Source organism: Streptomyces sp. NPDC031225 (assembly GCF_055570355.1).
The window spans coordinates 33727-52581 of record NZ_JBVIHJ010000016.1 but is presented as its reverse complement, the minus strand read 5'-3'; the positions used below and the strand labels follow the sequence as shown (position 1 = coordinate 52581).

The 18855-nt window shown below is 69.7% G+C and carries 17 protein-coding genes; 5 read left to right on the top strand and 12 right to left on the bottom strand.

Annotated elements, in window-relative coordinates; translation table 11 throughout:
• Positions 1 to 157: 157 nt before the first annotated feature.
• Positions 158 to 1033 (bottom strand): alpha/beta fold hydrolase, encoded by an 876-nt coding sequence (locus tag ACZ48Z_RS26105; RefSeq protein WP_468738306.1) that lies wholly within the window; start codon positions 1031 to 1033, stop codon positions 158 to 160.
• 296 nt (positions 1034 to 1329) lie between these two features.
• On the opposite strand from ACZ48Z_RS26105, the gene ACZ48Z_RS26100 reads away from it, so the two are divergent.
• A complete protein-coding gene (locus tag ACZ48Z_RS26100; RefSeq protein WP_468738305.1) occupies positions 1330 to 2829 on the top strand; it encodes an MFS transporter in 1500 nt (499 codons plus the stop codon).
• A gap of 571 nt (positions 2830 to 3400) precedes the next feature.
• Positions 3401 to 3970 (top strand): TetR/AcrR family transcriptional regulator, encoded by a 570-nt coding sequence (locus ACZ48Z_RS26095; protein WP_468738304.1) that lies wholly within the window; start codon positions 3401 to 3403, stop codon positions 3968 to 3970.
• 231 nt (positions 3971 to 4201) lie between these two features.
• Here the strand turns inward: ACZ48Z_RS26095 and ACZ48Z_RS26090 are convergent, their stop codons facing one another.
• From ACZ48Z_RS26090 to ACZ48Z_RS26080, 3 genes are all read right to left on the bottom strand, one after another.
• Positions 4202 to 5131 (bottom strand): anti-sigma factor RsbA family regulatory protein, encoded by a 930-nt coding sequence (locus ACZ48Z_RS26090; RefSeq protein ID WP_468738303.1) that lies wholly within the window; start codon positions 5129 to 5131, stop codon positions 4202 to 4204.
• Complete coding sequence (locus ACZ48Z_RS26085) at positions 5128 to 5424, bottom strand: STAS domain-containing protein (protein WP_468738302.1); 297 nt, start codon at positions 5422 to 5424, stop codon at positions 5128 to 5130. Before ACZ48Z_RS26085 ends, ACZ48Z_RS26090 begins: the two co-directional genes overlap by 4 nt.
• 404 nt (positions 5425 to 5828) lie before the next feature.
• Positions 5829 to 6248: an ATP-binding protein gene (locus tag ACZ48Z_RS26080; RefSeq protein WP_468738301.1), complete on the bottom strand. Its 420-nt coding sequence runs from the start codon at positions 6246 to 6248 to the stop codon at positions 5829 to 5831.
• Positions 6249 to 6463: 215 nt separating this feature from the next.
• Between ACZ48Z_RS26080 and ACZ48Z_RS26075 the strand changes: the two genes are divergently transcribed.
• Both ACZ48Z_RS26075 and ACZ48Z_RS26070 read left to right on the top strand, forming a co-directional pair.
• The gene (locus ACZ48Z_RS26075; RefSeq protein ID WP_468738300.1) at positions 6464 to 6829 is read left to right on the top strand and encodes an STAS domain-containing protein; all 366 of its coding nucleotides are present in this window, start codon (positions 6464 to 6466) and stop codon (positions 6827 to 6829) included.
• A gap of 113 nt (positions 6830 to 6942) precedes the next feature.
• Positions 6943 to 7914 carry an aldo/keto reductase gene (locus tag ACZ48Z_RS26070; RefSeq protein WP_468738299.1) on the top strand — a complete coding sequence of 324 codons (972 nt, stop codon included), beginning with the start codon at positions 6943 to 6945 and terminating at the stop codon, positions 7912 to 7914.
• 166 nt (positions 7915 to 8080) lie between these two features.
• Here ACZ48Z_RS26070 and ACZ48Z_RS26065 read toward each other — a convergent pair whose 3' ends face one another.
• The 5 genes from ACZ48Z_RS26065 to ACZ48Z_RS26045 all read right to left on the bottom strand — a co-directional run bounded on the left by ACZ48Z_RS26065 (position 8081) and on the right by ACZ48Z_RS26045 (position 15302).
• Positions 8081 to 9850, bottom strand: coding sequence for an RICIN domain-containing protein (locus tag ACZ48Z_RS26065; RefSeq protein ID WP_468738298.1), 1770 nt, complete (start codon positions 9848 to 9850; stop codon positions 8081 to 8083).
• Positions 9851 to 10044: 194 nt separating this feature from the next.
• A complete protein-coding gene (locus ACZ48Z_RS26060; protein WP_468738297.1) occupies positions 10045 to 10866 on the bottom strand; it encodes a carbohydrate ABC transporter permease in 822 nt (273 codons plus the stop codon).
• Positions 10863 to 11846: a carbohydrate ABC transporter permease gene (locus ACZ48Z_RS26055; RefSeq protein WP_468738296.1), complete on the bottom strand. Its 984-nt coding sequence runs from the start codon at positions 11844 to 11846 to the stop codon at positions 10863 to 10865. The genes ACZ48Z_RS26060 and ACZ48Z_RS26055 overlap by 4 nt, the downstream gene beginning before the upstream one ends.
• A 128-nt stretch (positions 11847 to 11974) precedes the next feature.
• Positions 11975 to 13222 carry a sugar ABC transporter substrate-binding protein gene (locus ACZ48Z_RS26050; protein ID WP_468738295.1) on the bottom strand — a complete coding sequence of 416 codons (1248 nt, stop codon included), beginning with the start codon at positions 13220 to 13222 and terminating at the stop codon, positions 11975 to 11977.
• A 94-nt stretch (positions 13223 to 13316) separates the two neighbouring features.
• Positions 13317 to 15302, bottom strand: a complete 1986-nt coding sequence (locus ACZ48Z_RS26045) for a glycoside hydrolase family 127 protein (protein ID WP_468738294.1) — start codon at positions 15300 to 15302, stop codon at positions 13317 to 13319.
• 260 nt (positions 15303 to 15562) lie between these two features.
• On the opposite strand from ACZ48Z_RS26045, the gene ACZ48Z_RS26040 reads away from it, so the two are divergent.
• On the top strand, positions 15563 to 16582 hold the full coding sequence (locus ACZ48Z_RS26040; RefSeq protein WP_468738293.1) for a LacI family DNA-binding transcriptional regulator: 1020 nt from the start codon (positions 15563 to 15565) through the stop codon (positions 16580 to 16582).
• A 433-nt stretch (positions 16583 to 17015) separates the two neighbouring features.
• Here the strand turns inward: ACZ48Z_RS26040 and ACZ48Z_RS26035 are convergent, their stop codons facing one another.
• The 3 genes from ACZ48Z_RS26035 to ACZ48Z_RS26025 form a co-directional block, all read right to left on the bottom strand.
• Complete coding sequence (locus ACZ48Z_RS26035; protein WP_468738292.1) at positions 17016 to 17429, bottom strand: VOC family protein; 414 nt, start codon at positions 17427 to 17429, stop codon at positions 17016 to 17018.
• On the bottom strand, positions 17426 to 18010 hold the full coding sequence (locus tag ACZ48Z_RS26030) for a dihydrofolate reductase family protein (RefSeq protein ID WP_468738291.1): 585 nt from the start codon (positions 18008 to 18010) through the stop codon (positions 17426 to 17428). The genes ACZ48Z_RS26035 and ACZ48Z_RS26030 overlap by 4 nt, the downstream gene beginning before the upstream one ends.
• A gap of 425 nt (positions 18011 to 18435) precedes the next feature.
• Positions 18436 to 18846, bottom strand: coding sequence for a hypothetical protein (locus ACZ48Z_RS26025; RefSeq protein ID WP_468738290.1), 411 nt, complete (start codon positions 18844 to 18846; stop codon positions 18436 to 18438).
• Positions 18847 to 18855 lie beyond the last annotated feature (9 nt).

Below are 18855 nucleotides of genomic sequence, written 5' to 3'. Positions count from 1 at the left end.
TGGTCTCCGACTGAGCCGATCGCGAGGTCCCGACGCAAAGGCCACGGCACCAGCCCGGATGCCGACCGTCGACCTGCTCAGGAAGGTCTACGAAGGCGCCCGGGCCGACCGCCTCGACAGCGAAGGCCGCACGCGAGCACGACGTGGAACGCTGCGTTCACACCGCCGTGTTCAGCAGGTCGGCCAGGATGTCGGGCCGTTCCAGGGCGATGAAGTGGCCGGCCTTCGGCACCTGCGTGAAGTCGGCGGCCGGCAGGAGCTGCTTGTTGGCCTCCCGGTCCGAGACGCGGGACCAGTCCTTCTCTCCGTAGACGAAGTGGACGGGAGCCTTGACCTCGGGATAGCGCGAGCGGGCCGCGATGAGGCTGGGCAGGGCCTGGTACACGCCCCGGGCGACGGTCGGATAGCCGGGACGGGTGCCCACCTTGAGGAGCTCGTCCACGTAGTCCTCGCGCAGTGCGCTCTTGTCGCCCAGGCCGCCCTGAAGGATCTTGCGGAGGGCGGGCTTGGGCTGCACCCCGGCGATCACCGGGCCCACCCCCGGGGCGAGGACACCGCTGACGACCACGCGGGCGAGGAGGCTGGAGCGGGCGATCCCGTCACGGAAGTCGTACGTGTTGACCGCGACGACGCGCCGTACCCGCTCCGGCAGATCGGCCGCGGCGGTCAGGGCGAGCACCGCCCCCATGGACTCCCCCAGCAACGTCACGTCGTGCAGGTCGAGTTCGGTCAGCAGCCGCTCGACGCCCGCGCGCATCGCCGGCTCGTCGTACGACGCCCCGGGCACGATCTCGGAATAGCCCATCCCCGGCAGATCGAGGGCGTACACGGTGTATCTGTCCGAGACCAGCGGGATGAGGGAACGGAAGTGTTCGGCCTGGGTGCGCACGGTGTGCAGCAGGACCAGGGGGGCGCCGGTGCCCGCCTTGAGGTAGCGCAGCGTCCCCTCACGGCTGTGTCCTGCGCGCGGGGCGATGGTGTGGCTGGTGGTCCCGGCGACATGAATCGTGGGGCGGGTCTCGTGGTGGGACATCTCGCCGACTCCTTGTGTGTGCTGCGGAATGGTGACTCTGCTGCGATCGCGTCGCGGGCGCCGTTGGCGCATGGCGCGCCCCACGGGCCTACCTCAACGGAGAGAAACCGATGAGGTCCCCCACACCGTAAACCGATCGGTTTCCATCCGCAAGCCCGGCAGAAGCACCCGGGCCCCGACCGTTCCCGTGCGCCCCGCGTCCCCACTTGCACTCTGGAAACCGATCTGTTTTCCTGATTGGAAACAGATCGGTTTCCAGCTGGTGGTCAGCCTATGAGCAGCAACAAAGGGGAAAAGTGAGTACCACTTTCGACCGCGAGGCGCCCGCCTCCGGCACACCTGACTCGGGCCGCCGTGGCTCCCACGCCGTGCGCTGGTGGGTGCTCGTCGTGCTGGGCACGGCGCAGCTCATGGTCACGCTCGACGCGACCGTCGTGAACATCGCGCTGCCCGCGGCGCAACACGACCTCGGTTTCAGCGACGGCAGTCGACAGTGGGTCATCACGGGCTACGCCCTGGCGTTCGGCAGCCTGCTGCTGCTCGGCGGCCGACTCGGTGACCTGTTCGGCCGGCGCACCACCTTCGTGACCGGTCTGGTCGGCTTCGCGGGCGCGTCCGTCGTCGGCGGCGCGGCCGGCAGCTTCGAAGTACTCGTCGGGGCGCGTGTGGCCCAGGGCCTCTTCGCCGCACTGCTCGCGCCCGCGGCTCTCTCACTGCTCAGCGTGACCTTCACCCAGCCGTCCGAGAGGCCGAAGGCCTTCGGCATCTTCAGTGCGCTGTCCGGTGCGGGCGCCGCGGTCGGGCTGCTGCTCGGCGGCATGCTCGCCGAATGGACGTCGTGGCGCTGGGTGATGTACGTGAACGTCATCTTCGCGGCCGTCGCGCTGGTCGGTGCGCTCCTGCTGCTGGCCAAGCCCGCGATCACCGAGCGGCCCAAGATCGACATCCCGGGCACCATCACGGTGAGCGCCGCGCTGTTCGCGATCGTCTACGGGTTCGCGCACGTCGAATCCACCAGCTGGACCGACCCGGTCACCCTCGGCTGCCTGATCGGCGGCGTGGTGCTGCTCGCGGTGTTCGCGTGGCTGGAGACGAGGGTCGCGCATCCGCTGCTGCCTCTGCGCCTCGTGCTGGACCGGACCCGCGGTGGTTCGTTCCTGGCGGTGTTCGTCCTGGGCATGGGAATGTTCTCGATCTTCCTGTTCCTGACCTACTACCTGGAGGCGAGCATCGGTTACTCACCGATTCAGGCCGGTCTGGCGTTCCTGCCGATGGTCGCGGGCATCGTCGCCTCGTCGACCACGGTGCCTTCGCTGGTGCTGCCCAGGGTCGGCCCGAAGGTCGTGATCACCGCCGGCTTCCTGGTCGCCGCATCCGGCATGACGCTGCTGACCCGCCTCGCCCTGGACAGCACCTACGTCGCCCACATCATGCCCGGCATGATCCTGCTGGGTCTCGGCATCGGTGCCGTGATGACCACCGCGTTCCAGGGTGCGACCGCGGGCGTGCACCACGAGGACGCGGGCGTCGCCTCAGCGATGATCAACACCAGCCAGCAGGTGGGCGGCTCGATCAGCACAGCACTGCTGACCACGATTGCCTCGTCGGCCGCGACCGACTACCTGTCCTCACACAAGCCCGGCGCCCTGACCGCCGCGCAGGCCGGGGTCGAGAGCTACACGGCCACCCTGGCCTGGGGCGCCGGGATCTTCACGGTCGGTGCGGTGCTCGCCGCGTTCCTGATCCCGAACCGGGCTCTGGCGCCGTCGGAGGGCGAGCCCGTGATCGCCCACTGACGCTCACCACGAACCGGCGAGGGAGGACAGGGCACCTCCAACACGGTGCCCGCTCCTTCCCGCACGATCCTCATCATTGAACTGATCCCCGGCAGACTGCCGGCAGCTTCCGATTTCACGGCCGCCGGCACTCGTCAGCTCCACGATGTGGGCCGAATTACCGCAGCCGTTGGGCGAGTTGGCGGACGCGGGCGCGGGCGCGGTCGGCAGCGCGGGCACGCCTGAACGACTCCCCCACCTGCCGCTGCGACTGTTCCCGGCGGCAGGGAACACGGTCGCCCGGGTCGCCGCGCCGACCGCCCTCGCTGACGTCGACGGGCCGAGCATGGCGCCGGTCACGCTGACCCCCGTCGGGAGGTCGGCTTCAACGGGGTGGCGTCGCCACGGCCGGAGTCACTGCACGCCGATCGAGACGCTGCTCGCCCTCACCGCTCCCACGCGGTCTGCGATCAGCTGCGGCAGACCACTCGCGGCCGCCGCCGATCTCCTTTCGCAACGCCGCAACCAGGCTCAGCCACCCTCCATAAACCGATCGGTTTTCATTCTGCCGGAATCGGGTTACCCTCGCGATATGACCACCGAGGCGAAGTCAAAACCCCGAGAGCGACTGCTCGAGGCGGCGGCCACGCTCAGTCACCAGGAAGGCGCCGTCATCGGCGTTGACGCGCTGTGCAAGGCGGCGGGAGTGTCGAAGCGCTCCATGTACCAGCTGTTCGAGAGCAAGGGCGAGCTGCTGGCGGCGAGCCTGGCGGAACGGGCGGCCGCCTTCGTGGCGACACTCCTGCCCCCGGCGGACGACGGCCGTTCACCCCGTGAGCGGATCCTGCACGTCTTCGACCAGCTGCAGTCGCAGGCGAGCGCGCCCGACTTCCAGGGCTGTCGGTACCTCTCCATTCAGGTCGAGCTCAAGGATCAGAGCCACCCTGCGAGCCAAGTGGCGCAAAGGGTCAAGGGGAACCTGACGGCCTTCTTCCGCGCCGAGGCCGAACAGGGTGCGACCAGTGACCCGGATCTGCTGGCCCGGCAGTTGATCCTGGTCTTCGACGGCGCCAGTGCCCGCGCGGGAATCGGAGCCGACACGCTGACAAGCCTCGTCGCTCCCACGGTGGCCGCCCTGCTCGACGCGGCGACCGTGCGCTGAGTTTCGCGCGTCGAGCGGTCTCGGTGACCGCTGCGCACGGCTGCCTGTTGCCGGTCTCCGGCGGAGGACACGGAAAGCATGGCGGTGGCTACGCAGCCCGGCCCGTCAGCCGTAGGTAAGTCCCGCCCGCCCCACACGTCGTATCCCGCCGACACGACGTAGGCGCGCGATCGGACGGTCCGGCCACTCGCCGAGGAGCCGGCCGCAAGCCACCGGCTTGCTGAGCCGGGGTCAGCGCTGACTGATGTAGCAGCGAACGGCCGTACCGTCGGGGCCGGTGTGGATCCGCACGAGGTGGGCCAGGGAGTTCACCAGCAGCAGGCCCCGGCCGCCGAGCTGGTCCCGTGCGGGTGGGCGACGGCCGGCCAGCGGATCGTCGAGGTGCCCGTGGTCGCGTACCTCGCACACCACCTGGCCGCCGTCGGCCCACATCCGCAGGGTGCCGGAGCCCCCGCCGTGCACGACACTGTTGGTGGTCAACTCGGCCACGACGAGGGCCACGTCCTCCAGGCGGACACCCGAAAGACCGAACTGCGTGGCCTGTTCGACCGCGAAATGCCGGGCGCCCGGCAGTCGGTCGGCGTCGAAGACGAGTTCCGTGGCCTGCGCCGGTTGCTCCAGAGGCTGGTTGTAGCGTGCGACCACGTACTCGGGGGCGTAGGCGGAGCTGGGTCGTTCCTCGCCACGGGAGATGACCACGGGATGCGTCTCGTACGCGTCGGCGAGTACCTGTTCGTCGAGGCTGTCGACGTCGTAAGGGCACAGGATGGTGACGTCCCGGCCTTGGAATGCCGGGTTGATCAGTGCCTCGTGCTGGACGCATGCCGGGTATTCCACGGTGCTGCGGCCTGCCCAGATCGGTTCACCGATGATCCGCACCCGCGTGTCGCGATGCGCGTCCGCGAAGGCGCGGAGCACCTTCGGGATGATCCGTCCGGGATTGCGCCCCGCCTCGGTCATGTCGTGGAACGTCACATGTGTGGCGTCCTGACCGAGAGCCGTCTTGAGGACGGCGAGATTCGGCCCCGGCACGGCCACCGCCACCGGCTCCCCGGCCTTCAGACCGTCGCGGATGAAAGGCACAGTGCCGTTCAGGTACTCCTCCTCGCCCGAGTAGAACAAGGCGGGGTGGACGAACGGCTCGGTGCTGGGGGCCGTCATCGGGTCATCACCTCGACAGTGGGCAGGTCCGGCCAGAACATGTCCAGAACGCGCCGCAGGGTGGCAGGCGGCTCCTCAAGCACGATGCGTCGCCCCTGCCGAAGGCCCTGGGCGGTCACCGCCAGAGCCGAGACGCCTGCGACGTCGACGAAGGTGACCGCGGAAAGTTCCAAGTGGCACGCCTCTTCGTCGCTCAGAGCAAGGTGGTGCAGCGTCTGTTCCCAGGCCGGGCGGGTGAGCAGAGTGACCTCGCCGACCGCTTGCCACCCGGGCCGGTCCGTCAGCGGGAGCACACGGAGAACACCCGCGTGCGGGGCCGGCGATGCCGACGGCACGTCGGCCTCCCCTGAACTGTCCACGCCGTCACTCCTGTGCTTTTCTGCTGTCCTGCTTCACAGTCTCTGCTGCCGAAGAATTATAAACGGCGACAGCACGGTGGAGCGACGTCCGTGATCCGCTCCGGCGTCAGCGATAGACCGGCGTAGGACCGCGCCCCGACCTGGCCGCGGGAGGGTGCCAGGACCTGGACCGGGGTGCGTTCCAGCGGACGTTGGTGCGGGAGTCGGTGGTCGGTCCGCGCAAGACATCCGGCTGCATCGATCTGGCATCTGGACCTCCTTTCCTCGGAGCCAAGGACCCGCTTGGGCCGACCCGGGGTTCTCGCACGATGAGTCGGCGGTCGGCAGGACGCTCCCGCTCAGCGGCGTGCGGTGGCGTTGCTGAGGGCGTTGGCCAGAGCAATGCGGGCCGTGACGCGTTTGCCCACCGACTCCTGCTCGGTGAAGAGGTCCTGGGTGACGGCTCGGACGATCTCCAGACCGTGCTGGCCGATCCTGTCAGGATCGGCGGGCCGGGCAACGGGAACGGTGGGGTCGCTGTCCCACACGACGACGTCCAGGGAATGGGCGGCGATGCGCAGTTCCATCAGGACGGGGCCGGGGGCGTACTTGAGCGCGTTGGTGACGAGTTCGCTGACCACCAGCCGGGTGAGGTCCGTGACCCGCTCGGACACCGGCAGGTGACAGCCCGTGCGGGCCTGGTCCAGGAAGACGACAGCGTTCCGGCGGGCTTCTGCGATGCAACCGACATCTCCTTTCAGCGCGTAGCCGGCTCGCATCAGGTACTGATCTCCGGCACAGCCGTTACCGTCGCCCTGGGATACCACGTATCTCGTCCTCACTCCCCCCTGACGTGCGCAGGTACCCGCGACAGCGTCATGCATGTCATCAGGAGTGTCATCCGGCACGGCTGCCTGGGCGCGTGCCGCCGCGGCCGTGGGGCAGAATCACGGGCAAGCCCCGGGTGGACAAGCCTGGGCCCGGTCGGAAAGACGTGAGCGACATCCACCAGGAAGACTGGACGGGCCGATTCTCCATCCAGCGCGCAGTGGTCGACGGCGTCCTCGTCGTGCGCGTGCACGGCGAGATCGACCACGACGTCAAGGACGTCCTCAGTCACGCACTGCTCCCCGAGGACGTCACCGCGCCGCCCCGGATCGTGGCGGACCTCAGCGGCGTGACCTTCATGGACTCCACCGGCATCAATGTCTTCGTCACCGTCCACCGCCGCGTGAGCGGTGCTCAGGGATGGCTGCGCATCGCGGGCGCCCAGGAGTCCGTCGTGCAGCTGCTGCGCCTGGTCGGCATCGACGAGATCATCTCCTGCTTCCCCACCGTCGAGCAGGCGCTGAGCACCTGACCTCTGCCCCACGCGGGCCTGTACCGTCGTTCGAGCAGGTCAGTCACGGTGGCGGAAGCACACAGATCGGTACCCTCGCCATCGTCGTGTCATCCAGGGGAGCTGAACAGCACATGCGTCATCGGGACCTCGGCCGCACCGGACTGTCCGTGTCGGAGATCGGGTACGGCGCCTGGGGACTGGGCCAGGGAGCCTGGGTCGGTGCGGACGACGACTCCGGCGTGAGCACCCTGCACCGCGCCCTCGACCTGGGCCTCACCTTCATCGACACCGCCAGGGCGTACGACCGCAGTGAGCCTGTCGTCGGCCGTGCGCTGCGGGAGCGCCCCGGGGGCGGTGACGGCGTGCTCGTGGCGACCAAGGTCGCGCCGAAGGTCCCGGTCTCCCTGGCGTCCAGTGGGCTCCACCCCGACGAGGTGTTCCCGGGCTCGCACCTGCGGGAAAGCCTGGAAACCAGCCTGCGTGAACTGGGCCGGGACCACGTCGACCTCCTTCAGCTGCACACCTGGGAGGACGAGTGGACCGGTCGCGGTGACTGGCTGGAGACGGTGGATGCCCTCAAGCAGGAGGGCAAGATCAGGGCCTTCGGGATCTCGGTCAAGGACCATCAGCCCGAGAACGTCCTCATGTTGCTGCGCACCGGGGTCCTGGACGCGGTCCAGGTGATCTACAACATCTTCGAGCAGGCCCCGTCCGACGCCCTGCTGCCGGCCTGCGAGGAGTACGGCGTCGGAGTGATCGGGCGGGTCGCGCTCGACGAGGGAGCCTTGACGGGTTCGGTCCGGGCGGGCGTCGCCTTCCCCGAAGGTGACTGGCGCAACTGGTACTTCAGGGACGACCGGGCCGCCCAGGTCGAGAAGCACGTGGACGCGCTCATCACCGACCTGGGGATCGGCGTCGACGAACTCGCGTCCACCGCGCTGCGGTTCGCGCTCGCCGGGCAGGCGGTCTCCACGGTCATCGTCGGGATGCGGTCTCTGACGAACGTGGAACGCAACGCGGCCGTCGCCGAGGCACCGCCGCTGACCGGCCGCGAACTGGCTCTGCTGGCCAGGCACCGCTGGCCGAAGAACTTCTACAGCTGATTTCCGGAGGCGGGCATCGCCCGACGACGGGTCCGCAGCACGCGCGGGTCGCCGGCAGCGCGCCGGTTCCCTCCCGCTCTCCGGCGACGCCTCGACGTGTTCAGGCGTCGAGGCGGCCCCGCGCACGCCGTACGGACGGCGGACGCGGGGCCTTGGTGGTCGGGGATCAGCGGGCGGTCAGTTTCCAGAGGTGGTCTGCGGTGCCGTTGTCGGACCACTGCAGGACCTGCGCGCCGGAGGACGTGCTCATCTGGTCCACGCCGAGCAGGCGGCCGCTGTTGTAGTTGGCGATCTTGTAGTAGCCGTCGCGGGCCGGGATGAGCTGCCAGAGGTGGTCGGCGGTGCCGTTGTCACCCCAGATCAGGGCGGTGCCGCCGTCGGCGGTACCCGCGTTGGTGATGCCGAGCAGCAGCCCGCTCTTCTGGTTGGCGATCTTGTACAGGCCCGAACCCGCGGACACGAGGGTCCAGTTCTGGTCGGTGCCGGTGGTGGACGTGGCCTGCACGACCGAAGTGCCCTGGGCGGTGCCCGCGTTCAGCGTGTCCAGCGCGAGGCCGCTGTTCTTGTTGGTGATCTGGTAGCGCCCGGCCAGCGAGGTGTTGGTACCGCTCGGGGTGATCACCAGGTGGTAGCCGTCCGTCGCGTTCATCGCGACCGGCACGGTGATGGAGCCGCCGCTGACCGTGTAGTCGGCGTCGGAGACGGTGATCGGACCCGAGGAGGCGGTGGTGCGGCCGGTGTTCGGGCTGTACTCCAGCTTGACGTGGACCGTGCTGCCGAAGGCCGACAGGGAGCTCAGGCCGTTGACCGTGACGGCGCAGGAGCCCGTGCAGCCGCCGGCGAGGACGCTGATCTGGTTTCCCGAGCCGTTCAGCGAGGCGAGGCCGTCCATGCCGGTCTGGGCGGGAGGCGTGGTGACGAGCATGTTGCCGGACATGTCGCCGTACCACTTATACGTCCAGTAGGAGCCGTTGGGTGATCCGCCGGTGTCGGTCAGAGTGTCACCGAGGGTGCCGTAGTGGTTCCAGAAGGCGAGTTCGGCGTCGCGCACGCCACCGCGCTCGAACTTGGCGGCATAGCCGATGAGGGCGCCGGAGTTGCCCATCTCGGCGGGTGTGCCGTACTCCTCGATGTCGATCGGGCGCGGGCTGATGCCGAGGCTGGTCTCCAGGGCACGGTAGGCGGAGACGTCGGCGGCGATGTTCGCGCTGCCCTGGAGCTCGTGCCAGGCGATGACGTCCGGCACCGTGCCGGAGGCCTTCGCGTCGGTGAGGAAGGAGCTCATCCAGGACTGGTTCCACGCCGAGTAGCTCGGGCCCTGGATCGGCGTCGTGGCGTCCTTGGCGCGGACTTCCTTGAACGTGCGTGCCCAACCGGCGTTGAAGGCACCGGCGTTGGCGGTGTCCCAGGTCCAGTCGGGTTCGTTCCACAGCGCGTAGGCGCTGATGTTGGTGGCGCCGGAGGCCTTCACCGAGGCCACCTGCTTGTCGACGGCGGACAGCCAGTCGCTCCAGCTCACCCACTTGTAGGGGAAGTTCGGGTACCAGTCCGGCATCCTTACGACGACCTTGGCGCCCGCGCGGGCCGCCTTCGCCGCCACCACGAGGGAGTCGCCAGCGGGAGCGGGTTCGCCGTTGGGCAGCTGGCTGCCGCCCGGTGCCATCTGGATGAACGTGTTCGGCTTCAGCGCGGTGACCAGGCTGTCGGCCGGTGTGTTGTTGTCGGCGAGGCCGTAGAGGCTGCCCGTGCCGACGTGCGTGACGGAGCGCAGGGTCTGGTTGGCGTTGACGACCAGGGTGGTGGACGAGGTGGGGATGGCCTGGGCGGACGTGCCGGTCAGGGCGATGGCGGTGGCCGCCATGGCCGTGGCCAGGGCGGCGGCGGTGCCGCGGCCGAGCGGGATTCTGCAGCGGTGGCGGGAACTCAGGGATGACATCAGCGGCTCTCCTGAAATCGGGACGGGGACATGCCGGTTGGGCGGTGCGCTGTGGGCGGCTCGGGGGCCGTCCGACCGGTTGTGTCGGGACCTGGGCCCTGGAAGACGGGCATGGCCCTGGGTGGTGCGTGGCCGGGGCAGGGTGGAGCCCGGCCCCGCCCGGCCGGTGGGCCGGGGGCGGCGGTCACCGTGGTTCAGTCCTTGACCGCGCCCGCGGTCACGCCTGCGGCCACATAGCGCTGGGCGAGGACGAGCAGAACGGCTGCGGGCAGGGACGCGACGACGGCGGTGGCCATGATCGCGTTCCATTCCTGGTTGTTGTTGCCGATGTAGTGGTAGATGCCGAGGGTGATCGGCCGCCAGTCGCCGCCGCCGTCGAGGGTGTTGGCGAAGACGAAGTCGGACCAGGCCCACAGGAAGCTGAAGAGCGAGACGGTGACCACGGCGTTGCGGCTCACCGGCAGCACCACGGACCGGAAGGTGCGGAAGGTTCCTGCTCCGTCGATGCGGGCCGCGGCGATCAGCTCGCCGGGGATGCCCGACATGAACGCCGTGAAGATCATGACGCCGAACGGCACGGCGATGGTGGAGTCCGCGACGATCAGGCCCCACCAGGAGTTCAGCAGCCCGAGGTCGAGGAAGATGCCGTAGAAGCCCATCGCCATGACGATCCCGGGGATCATCTGGGCCACCAGCAGGACCAGGCCGAGCGAACCCCCGCCCCACGGGCGGAGCTTGGCCAGTGCGAAGCCGGCCGGGGCGGCCAGCACCAGGGTGAGGACGACGGTGCCCGTGCCGATGAGCAGGCTGGTGCCGAGGTAGGGCATCTGGTCGTTCAGGACGGCGCGGTAGCCCTCGAAGGTGGGGTGCAGGGGCAGCAGGTCGGGGGGACTCTTGCGCATGTCCTGCTGCGGGGTGAGGGAGACGTTCACCATCCAGTACACCGGGAACAGCATCACGGCGGTGAGGACGAGCCCGATGACGGTGTAACGGCGCTTTCCCGTACGGGACTTCATGCTTCCTGCCTCCTCTGGACGCGGATGTAGAGCAGTCCGAAGACGAGGGCGATGAGGATGAGGACGTTGCCGACCGCGGCACCGGGGCCGAACTTCGGGAGCAGGCTGCCGAACCCGAGCTGGTAGGACCAGGTCGCCAGGGTGGCGGAGGCATCGCTCGGGCCGCCCTTGGTCATGATCCAGATCAGGTCGAACACCTTGAGGGTGTAGACGAGGCCCAGGAGCAGGGTGATCGCCGAGACCGGGCGCAGCAGCGGGAAGGTGATCCGCCGGAACTGCTGCCAGGCACTCGCCCCGTCCAGGGAGGCGGCCTCGTACAGCTCGCCGGGGATGTTCTGCAGCCCGCTGTAAAGGATGACCAGGTTGAACGGGATACCGATCCAGATGTTGGCGATGATGACCGAGGTCAGCGCCCAGTGCGGCGAGTTGAGCCAGTCGACCGGGGCCACGCCCACCGTGTGGAGGGCGTAGTTGAGCACGCCGGACTCGCTGTTGAACATCCACGACCAGGTCGACGCCGACACGATCAGCGGCAGCAGCCAGGGGATCAGGAAGAGCGCCCTGAGGGTGCCGGCGAGCCGGAAGTGGCGGTTGAAGAAGACCGCGAGGGCAAGCCCGGCGGCGTACTGGAAGGCGATCGACACGAAGGTGAAGATCATGGTGTGGCGCATCGCCGGGCCGAACGTGGGGTCGTCCAGGACGGTCCGGAAGTTGTCGAGCCCGGAGAACGGCGCGTCGCCCGCGACGAAGGAGCGGACCGTGTAGTCGCGCAGGCTCAGGTCCAGGTTGCGGTAGAGGGGATAGACGTAGAACGCGGCAAGGTAGAGGGCCAGCGGCGCGAGGAACGCCAGTGCGGTCAGCCGGCTCCTGAGGTGCTGGCGGCGCCGCAGGGCCGGCCCGTCCGCCGGGGCGGCGGTGCCGGCCGCCCCGGGCCTGGCCAGGGACCGCTGTGCGCGGCGGTCGACGCGGGCGATGGTCATACGGACTCCTGGAGGGGGTGGCCCGCCCGGGACCGGCGGCGGTGTCCGGGCGGTTGCGGGTGCCGTGCCGTGCGGCTGCCGGAGGGGTGGCTCCGGCACGTGCCGCGAGGGCCGCGAGGGTGTCGGGGTCAGCCCTTGCCGGCGGCCGTCTGGGCGGCGTCGAGAGCGGCCTGCGGGCTCTGGCCGCCGGACAGGGCGCTCTGCACCGCGGTCCACATCGGCTGCGAGATGGTCGGGTACTTGGTGCCCAGACCGCCGCTGGTGCGGCCCCGGGCCACGGCCACCGCGTCGACCCACGGCTTGAGCTTGGGAGTTGCCCTGACCTGCTCGGCCTGCACCGCGGCGGTGGGAGCGACGTAGGCCAGCGTGGTGTCCGTGGCCAGCAGGTTGGTGGAGCTGGTCAGGCAGGTGACGATCTTCTTGGTGACGTCGTACCGGCCGCTGTCCTTCTGGACCGGCATGGTGACGAACTCGCCACCCGTCGGCACCGGCGCCGATCCGCCGCTCTGTCCGGGGATGCTGATGACGCCGTAGTCGAATCCGGCCTTGTCGGCGTTGCCGAGCTGCCAGGTGCCGTTCTCGCTGAACGCGTAGTCGCCGGTGGCGAACTCCTGCCAGCTGGTGGTCTGGGTGTTCTGCAGGACGTCCTTGGGAGCAAGACCGTCGTCCACCCAGCCCTTCCAGAGGGACAGCGCGGCCACGCCCTTCGCCGAGTTCAGCTTGGTCAGGTCGCCGCCGGCGCCCCAGAACCACGGCAGGAACTGGAAGCTTCCCTCTTCCGTGTTGATCGCGGAGAACGTGATGCCCTTCTTGCCGGCGGCCTTGACCTTCTTCAGGGCCGCCGTGAGGGAGTTCCAGTCCTTGATCGAGGCCGGGTCGACGCCCGCGGCCGTCAGGACCTTCTTGTTGTAGTACAGCGCGAGCGTGTTGGCGCCGATCGGCACACCGTAGGAGGAGCCGTCGATGGTGCCCGCGCCGAGGATGTTCTGCTGGATCGGCTTCGTGTCCAGTCCGAGGTCGCTCGTCTTGTTGAGGATGCCCGCCTCCACCAGCGTGGAGACCACCGGGTTGTCGACGAGCATCACGTCGGGAGCGTTGCCCTGCTGGGCGGCGAGCAGGGCCTTGTTGCCCAGGTCCGTGGTGTCCATGGCGGTGCGCTTGACCGTGACCCCGGCATCGGTGCCGCACTTGCTGACGAGCTTGCCCCAGGCCGAGGAGGCGTCGAACTGCGGGTACGGGTCCCAGAAGGTGTACGTCCCGCCGGCGCTGTCCGATCCGGAGGCGGAGGAGTCGGAGCCGCCTCCGCAGGCGGCGACGGAGAGGAGAGCGCCGACGGTGGCGACGGCGGCTATCAGGGTGTGACGGGTGTTTCTCACGGAGACCTCGTTGTCTTGGGGCGGCTCATCGGGAGGGGCAGGGCGCGGGGGGATGTGGGGAATGTGGGAGGCCCGGGGGGAGGGCCAGGGGGGCTCAGGAGGTGGGCAACCAGACCCGCATGCTGCCGTCCTCGCGGTTGGCCCAGGCGTAGTACGGGACGGCGGTGAGTTCGACGGGGGCGGGGTCCGCTGCGGGGGCCTGGCCGTCTGCGGGGGTGTACGGCCACCAGCCCGCGTCGGGAGCGGGGCGGCGGTAGCCGGAGGCCGTCACGGTGGTCACCCCGCCCAGCAGGTCGGGGCGGTGCGCCGCGGCGAGCGGGCCGGTGACGTCGAGGACGATGTCGTCCAGGCCGCCGCCGGGGTGGTCGACGCCTTCCAGGCAGTAGACGAGCGGCCCGCGTTCGATGGCGACGCAGCCGCGTACGGCGTCCACCCGGGGGTCGGCGGCGGTGAGGCGGGGTGCCAGCGAGAGTTCGAGGACGACCCGGTCGCCGGGTGCCCAGGTGCGCTCCAGGCGCAGCCAGCCGTCGGTGACGGGCGCGTCGCTCTGGTCGTAGGTCGTGTCCTGGCACCGGACCCGGTAGGCGCCGCACCACTGCGGGATGCGCAGCGACAGGGTCCAGGGCCGGTCGGCCGGGCTCTCCTCGACGGTGAGGCCGATCGTGCCCTGCCAGGGGTAGTCGGTCTCCGCGCTCACCGCGACGGGGGTCCCGGCGAGGTCGCCGGTGTAGCGGCCGGTGGCGTACTGGTGGATCTGGAGGCCGCTGCCGTCGCTGGAGGCGAGGTAGTGCTCCAGGGAGGCCAGCAGCCGCATCACGTTGGGCGGGCAGCAGGCGCAGCGGAACCAGCGGGTACGGCGGGCCGACTGGTCGCCACCGGGGTCGGTGTGGCCGTCGCGGACCTGGAGCGGGTTGACGTACAGCCAGCTCTCGCCGTCCAGGGACACCCCGGCCAGGAAGCCGTTGAACAGGGTGCGCTCGATGAGATCGCTGTAGCGGGTCTCGCCGGTGAGCAGGGCCATGCGCCAGCTCCACTGGACCGAGGCGATGGCGGCGCAGGTCTCGCAGTAGGCGCGCTCGTTGGGCAGTTCGTAGGGGTCGCCGAAATCCTCCTGCTCGTGGTGGGCGCCCAGGCCGCCCGTGAGGTGGGTCTTGGTGGCGGTCATCGCGGACCACAACCGCTCGGTGACGGCACGCAGCCCGGTGTCCCCGTTCTCGGTCGCCAGGTCGGTCGCACCGGCGAGCAGGTACAGCTGGCGTACGGCGTGCCCCTCGACGTCGGTCGCCTCGCGCAGCGGGACGCGGTCCTGGCAGTAGGCCTCGCCGCCCAGCAGGCCGTGGCCGAAGCGGTCGACGAAGTAGCCGGCCAGGTCCAGGTAGCGGCCCTCCCCCGTCTCCCGGTAGAGCTCCACCAGGGCCGTCTCGATCTCGGGGTGGCCGTCGATGCCGTCGATCGGCTTGCCGCTGCCGGGCAGACCGAAGACCGAGTCGATGTGGTCGGCGAACTTGACGGCCACGTCCAGGAGTTCAGGCCGGCCGGTGGCCCGGTGGTGGGCGACGGCGGCCTGGATGAGGTGGCCCGCGCAGTACAGCTCGTGGCCCCAGCGCAGGTCCTGGTAGCGCTCGCCGCCCTTGAGGAGCTGGAACCACGTGTTCAGGTAGCCGTCGGGCTGCTGGGCGTCGGCGACGAGGGAGACCAGCCGCTCCACCTCGGCCGCGAGCGGGCTGTCCGCGTCGGGCGTCTGCCGGGCGAGCTGCCAGGAAGCGGCCTCCAGCCACTTGTAGACGTCGGAGTCCACGAACGGGTAGGCGCCCTGGAACTCGCCCTCCGCGCGACCGGCCACGACCCGCAGGTTGCTCAGGTTTCCCGCGGACTCCAGCAGGCCCGGGCCCTGCGGGATGGAAATCTGCTCGTTCACCTGGCGCCGGGTGCTCCAGAAACCGCCCCGCACGTCGACCGTGGCGGGAGCGAGCGTGGTCTTGGCGCCCGGGCCCGGGCGGACCGGGCCCACGGGACTGACCGGCTGTTCGGGCAGGGTCGGGGACTCGGAGGAGGGCACGGCGGAAGGCGGGTGAGGCATGGCTCTCCGAACAGTTGGATGAGGAGCGGGTCGGGGATCCGGTGCGCTCACGGCGTCACGGCAGCCCGGACTTCGGGCAGGAGGAGGACTGTCTCTCGAACCCTTTTGGGAAAACGTTTTTCTGCCGGAAAAGTAGAGAGATGCGGCCCGCGAGTCAAGAGGTACGCCGAAGTATTCTCCGCATCTCCCGCAGACTGGCCAGTCTGCGGGAACGATGTCAGGATGTGCAGCGCCTCCACCATCAAGGAAAAGGGTTGCGCGTGTCCGATGTTCCAGGTTCTCCCCCCGCCGGACGGGCAAAGCTCGCCGATGTGGCCAAGCTGGCCGGCGTCAGTGTCGGGACGGCCTCGAAGGCACTCAACGGGAACGGCAGGATGCGGCCCGAGACGCGACAGCGGGTCCTGGCCGCCGTCGAGGAACTCGACTTCCGGCCGAACCAGCACGCACAGAGCCTGCACACCGGCCGCAGCTGGACCGTCGGCCTGATGACGACCGACGGCATCGGCCGCTTCAGCACACCCGTGCTGCTGGGCGCCGAGGACGCGCTCGGCGCCGGAAAGATCTCGGTGCTGCTCTGCGACACCCGCGGCGACGCCATCCGCGAGCAGCATCACCTGCGCAACCTCATGGACCGGCGGGTGGACGGCATCATCGTGACCGGCCGCCGCACCGACCCGAGACCGCCCCTCAAGGGCATAGAACCGATCCCGACGGTCTACGCGCTCTCGCCCTCCACGGACCCGGACGACATCTCCGTGGTCTCGGACGACCGGAGCGGAGCGCGGCTGGCCGTCGAACACCTGCTGGCGACCGGCCGTACCCGGATCGCGCACATCACCGGCCCGGCCCACCACGCGGCCGCCCAGGACCGCGCCCGCCACACCGTCGAACTGCTGGAACGCTCCTCACTCGAACTCGCCACCGGCCGCGTCCACTTCGGCGAGTGGAGTGAGGCGTGGGGACGTCGCGCGGCGGAGGCGGTCCTGCGCATCACGTCCGACACGGACGCCTTCTTCTGCGGCAACGACCAGATCGCCAGGGGGGTCGCCGACACCCTGCGCGAGCGGGGGCTCGACGTGCCCGGCAAGGTCGCGATCGTGGGCTACGACAACTGGGACATCATGGCCCTGGCCTGCCGCCCGCCGCTCACCACGATCGACACGAACCTCTCCGAGATCGGCCGCCAGGCCGCTCTGCGCCTGCTCGACGCCATCGGCTCCGAACCGGAGCCCGGCCGGCACACCGTCCCCTGCCGCCTCGTGGTGCGCGAGTCGTCCTGAGCCGCCGCCCGACTCCCGCCGACTCCCGCGAGGGAGGACCCGTAGGTCCGGGGCGGAGAGTCGGACGAGATCACACAGGGCCGGCACTCCCCGACCAGTCGATGTTCCGGGCCGAGGTCGTCCCGCCGACGGAGGAACGGGAAGGCCGGGCAGCCCGACCTGCCCAAGAGGTCCGGTCGCGACACTCGGGCCCCGTGTACCGACCCGCGCGGGAGCCGAGGCCCTTGCCGCACGATTCGGCAAGGGTGGGGCGAAGGATCACCGCCAGGCACTGGTCCGCCGTGACCTGGCCCGCCCCGAGGAACCCGCTCCGGGGAAATCGCCTACTTCTCGGCCTACGCCACCACCCGGAAGTGGAGTAATCGGCAAGGCCTGTGGATGCGGTGGGATCGCGCCGGGAGAAGGCTTCGACCCTCCGCAGTCCGTGGCCGCCTCAGGCGAAGTCTGCTGCGGTGATGCCGTCGGGATGTCCGGGCGGCCACTCCACCAACTCGATCCGGTAACCGTCCGGGTCCGTGAGCCACGACGTCTTCGGGCCGTGAGGGCCGCCCGGGTACTGAAGGGGTTCTGGCTCCAGGCCGCCTTCGGTCAGCGTCTCCAGGGTGGTGGTGAGCCTCTCCACCTGGATCGCGAGGTGGTCGAAACCGCTGCCCACGTCGACTGGTCCGTCGCCGGGGCGGTGGACCAGTTCGAGCGAGGCCGCCGGTTCGCCGGGGAATTTGAGGATCACGAGGCGAGCCCCCTCGCCGACCTCGACCCTGCCCAGTTCGGCGTAGCCCAAGGCGGTGTAGAAACCGAGCGAGCGGTCCAGGTCGGTCACGCGGTAGGAGACGAAGAGCGTCTTCACGCGGCCTCCACGGGCCGAAGCACCCGGTAGCGGAGGTGCGTGACGTCTCGACCCTCGAGCCGTCGGACGAGATCCAGTTCGATGTGATCGCTCCCCAGGTGCTCGAACAGCCGTCGGCCGTCCCCGAGGAGGACCGGAACCAGGTGGATCTCCATCTCGTCCAGCTGCCCGGCTCGGAGAAGTGCTTGCGCCGCCCCCGCCCCATGGACCATGACCGGCCGGTCCCCTGCGGCCGCGCGAGCCTGACGGGCGCAGTCCTCGACGTCGGTGACGAAACGCGCGTGGCCAGGTGGCACGTCCCCGTCGTCCACCTGGTGGGTGAGCACGAAGATCGGCACGCCGTCGTGGTGATCGCCCTGCCAGCGCCCGGCGAGTTCGAAGGTCCGACGGCCGGAGATCACCGCGCCGGTCGCTGTCGCCTCACCGTAGACCTGGCCGCTCGGCCCGTCGGACTCCCGGTCGTCGAGCCAGTTGAAGAGCCGTCCGCCGTCACGTCCGAGCTCCTGTCCTGGCTGATCGTCCGGGCCGGCGATACAGCCGTCGAGCGACATCGACATGTACAGCCGAATCGGATTGTTCATCCTGGCCTCCATCTCTCCTCCATGACACCGGGATCCGGCGTTCCTTGATCTGCCGGTGGGGCGGGCCTGCCACAAGGAAGACTTCGGACAGCCGGCGAACTCATCGGCCCGACGCGCCGGCCTGTTGCCGCGCTGAGGGGGCAGGCGTCATGACCCGTAGATCAATTGCGGTCGTTCAGGCCGTGTGGCTCGCATGGGGTTCAACGATGTGGCCGCGCTCGAAACGGGCTCCGGCACGGACCAGGGCGACGAGGTGGATGCGTTCACGACCTGCCACCGCAGCTGCGCTCGGGCCGGCAATGGGTCCCGTCCACAAGGGCGGGGCTGCCAGCGGCGCAGAGCCCGGCCACCGACACGGGGTGGCGACGCTGCCCACGTGCGGGTGGTGCGTTGATCACTGGAGGGTGTCTTCGTTTCCCGACGCTTCAGTCGCGGCGCCACCGCTCGATGCGCTTCTCCCAGGCCCGGTCGTCCGTGGTCTCCAGGAAGCCGCGGTGGTTGATGAGCAGGTACACCTCGTCGGCCGATGCGTTGGTGGTGGTGAGGATGAGGGGTTGGCCGGCGTTCAGCAGGCCGCCGAGGAAGCGGCCGTACAGGTGGGTGAAGCGGGTTTCTGCCGCGGTGATGTCCGCGCGGGAGAGGGTGAGATCGCCGTTGTCGGACCAGCCGGTGAGGACGAGCAGGTCGGGGTGCAGGATGATCCGGCCGCGGCGCTGGAAGAGAGTCCTTTGGCTGATGCCGGCGGCGATCTTCGCCGCTGCTCGCTTCTCGCTCAACTCGTGGGCGGTGGCGCCGATGTAGTCGGCCTCGGCGAGCGGTGTGGCGATGTCGTTCATGGGGTTCCT

What these genes read in the sequence shown, in the direction of transcription:
- ACZ48Z_RS26105 (WP_468738306.1), bottom strand. Translation starts at nt 1,033, where the DNA reads ATGTCCCACCACGAGACCCGCCCCACGATTCATGTCGCCGGGACCACC.
- ACZ48Z_RS26095 (WP_468738304.1), top strand. Translation starts at nt 3,401, where the DNA reads ATGACCACCGAGGCGAAGTCAAAACCCCGAGAGCGACTGCTCGAGGCG.
- ACZ48Z_RS26090 (WP_468738303.1), bottom strand. Translation starts at nt 5,131, where the DNA reads ATGACGGCCCCCAGCACCGAGCCGTTCGTCCACCCCGCCTTGTTCTAC.
- ACZ48Z_RS26080 (WP_468738301.1), bottom strand. Translation starts at nt 6,248, where the DNA reads ATGCGAGCCGGCTACGCGCTGAAAGGAGATGTCGGTTGCATCGCAGAA.
- ACZ48Z_RS26070 (WP_468738299.1), top strand. Translation starts at nt 6,943, where the DNA reads ATGCGTCATCGGGACCTCGGCCGCACCGGACTGTCCGTGTCGGAGATC.
- ACZ48Z_RS26065 (WP_468738298.1), bottom strand. Translation starts at nt 9,850, where the DNA reads ATGTCATCCCTGAGTTCCCGCCACCGCTGCAGAATCCCGCTCGGCCGC.
- ACZ48Z_RS26060 (WP_468738297.1), bottom strand. Translation starts at nt 10,866, where the DNA reads ATGAAGTCCCGTACGGGAAAGCGCCGTTACACCGTCATCGGGCTCGTC.
- ACZ48Z_RS26055 (WP_468738296.1), bottom strand. Translation starts at nt 11,846, where the DNA reads ATGACCATCGCCCGCGTCGACCGCCGCGCACAGCGGTCCCTGGCCAGG.
- ACZ48Z_RS26045 (WP_468738294.1), bottom strand. Translation starts at nt 15,302, where the DNA reads ATGCCTCACCCGCCTTCCGCCGTGCCCTCCTCCGAGTCCCCGACCCTG.
- ACZ48Z_RS26030 (WP_468738291.1), bottom strand. Translation starts at nt 18,010, where the DNA reads ATGAACAATCCGATTCGGCTGTACATGTCGATGTCGCTCGACGGCTGT.
- ACZ48Z_RS26025 (WP_468738290.1), bottom strand. Translation starts at nt 18,846, where the DNA reads ATGAACGACATCGCCACACCGCTCGCCGAGGCCGACTACATCGGCGCC.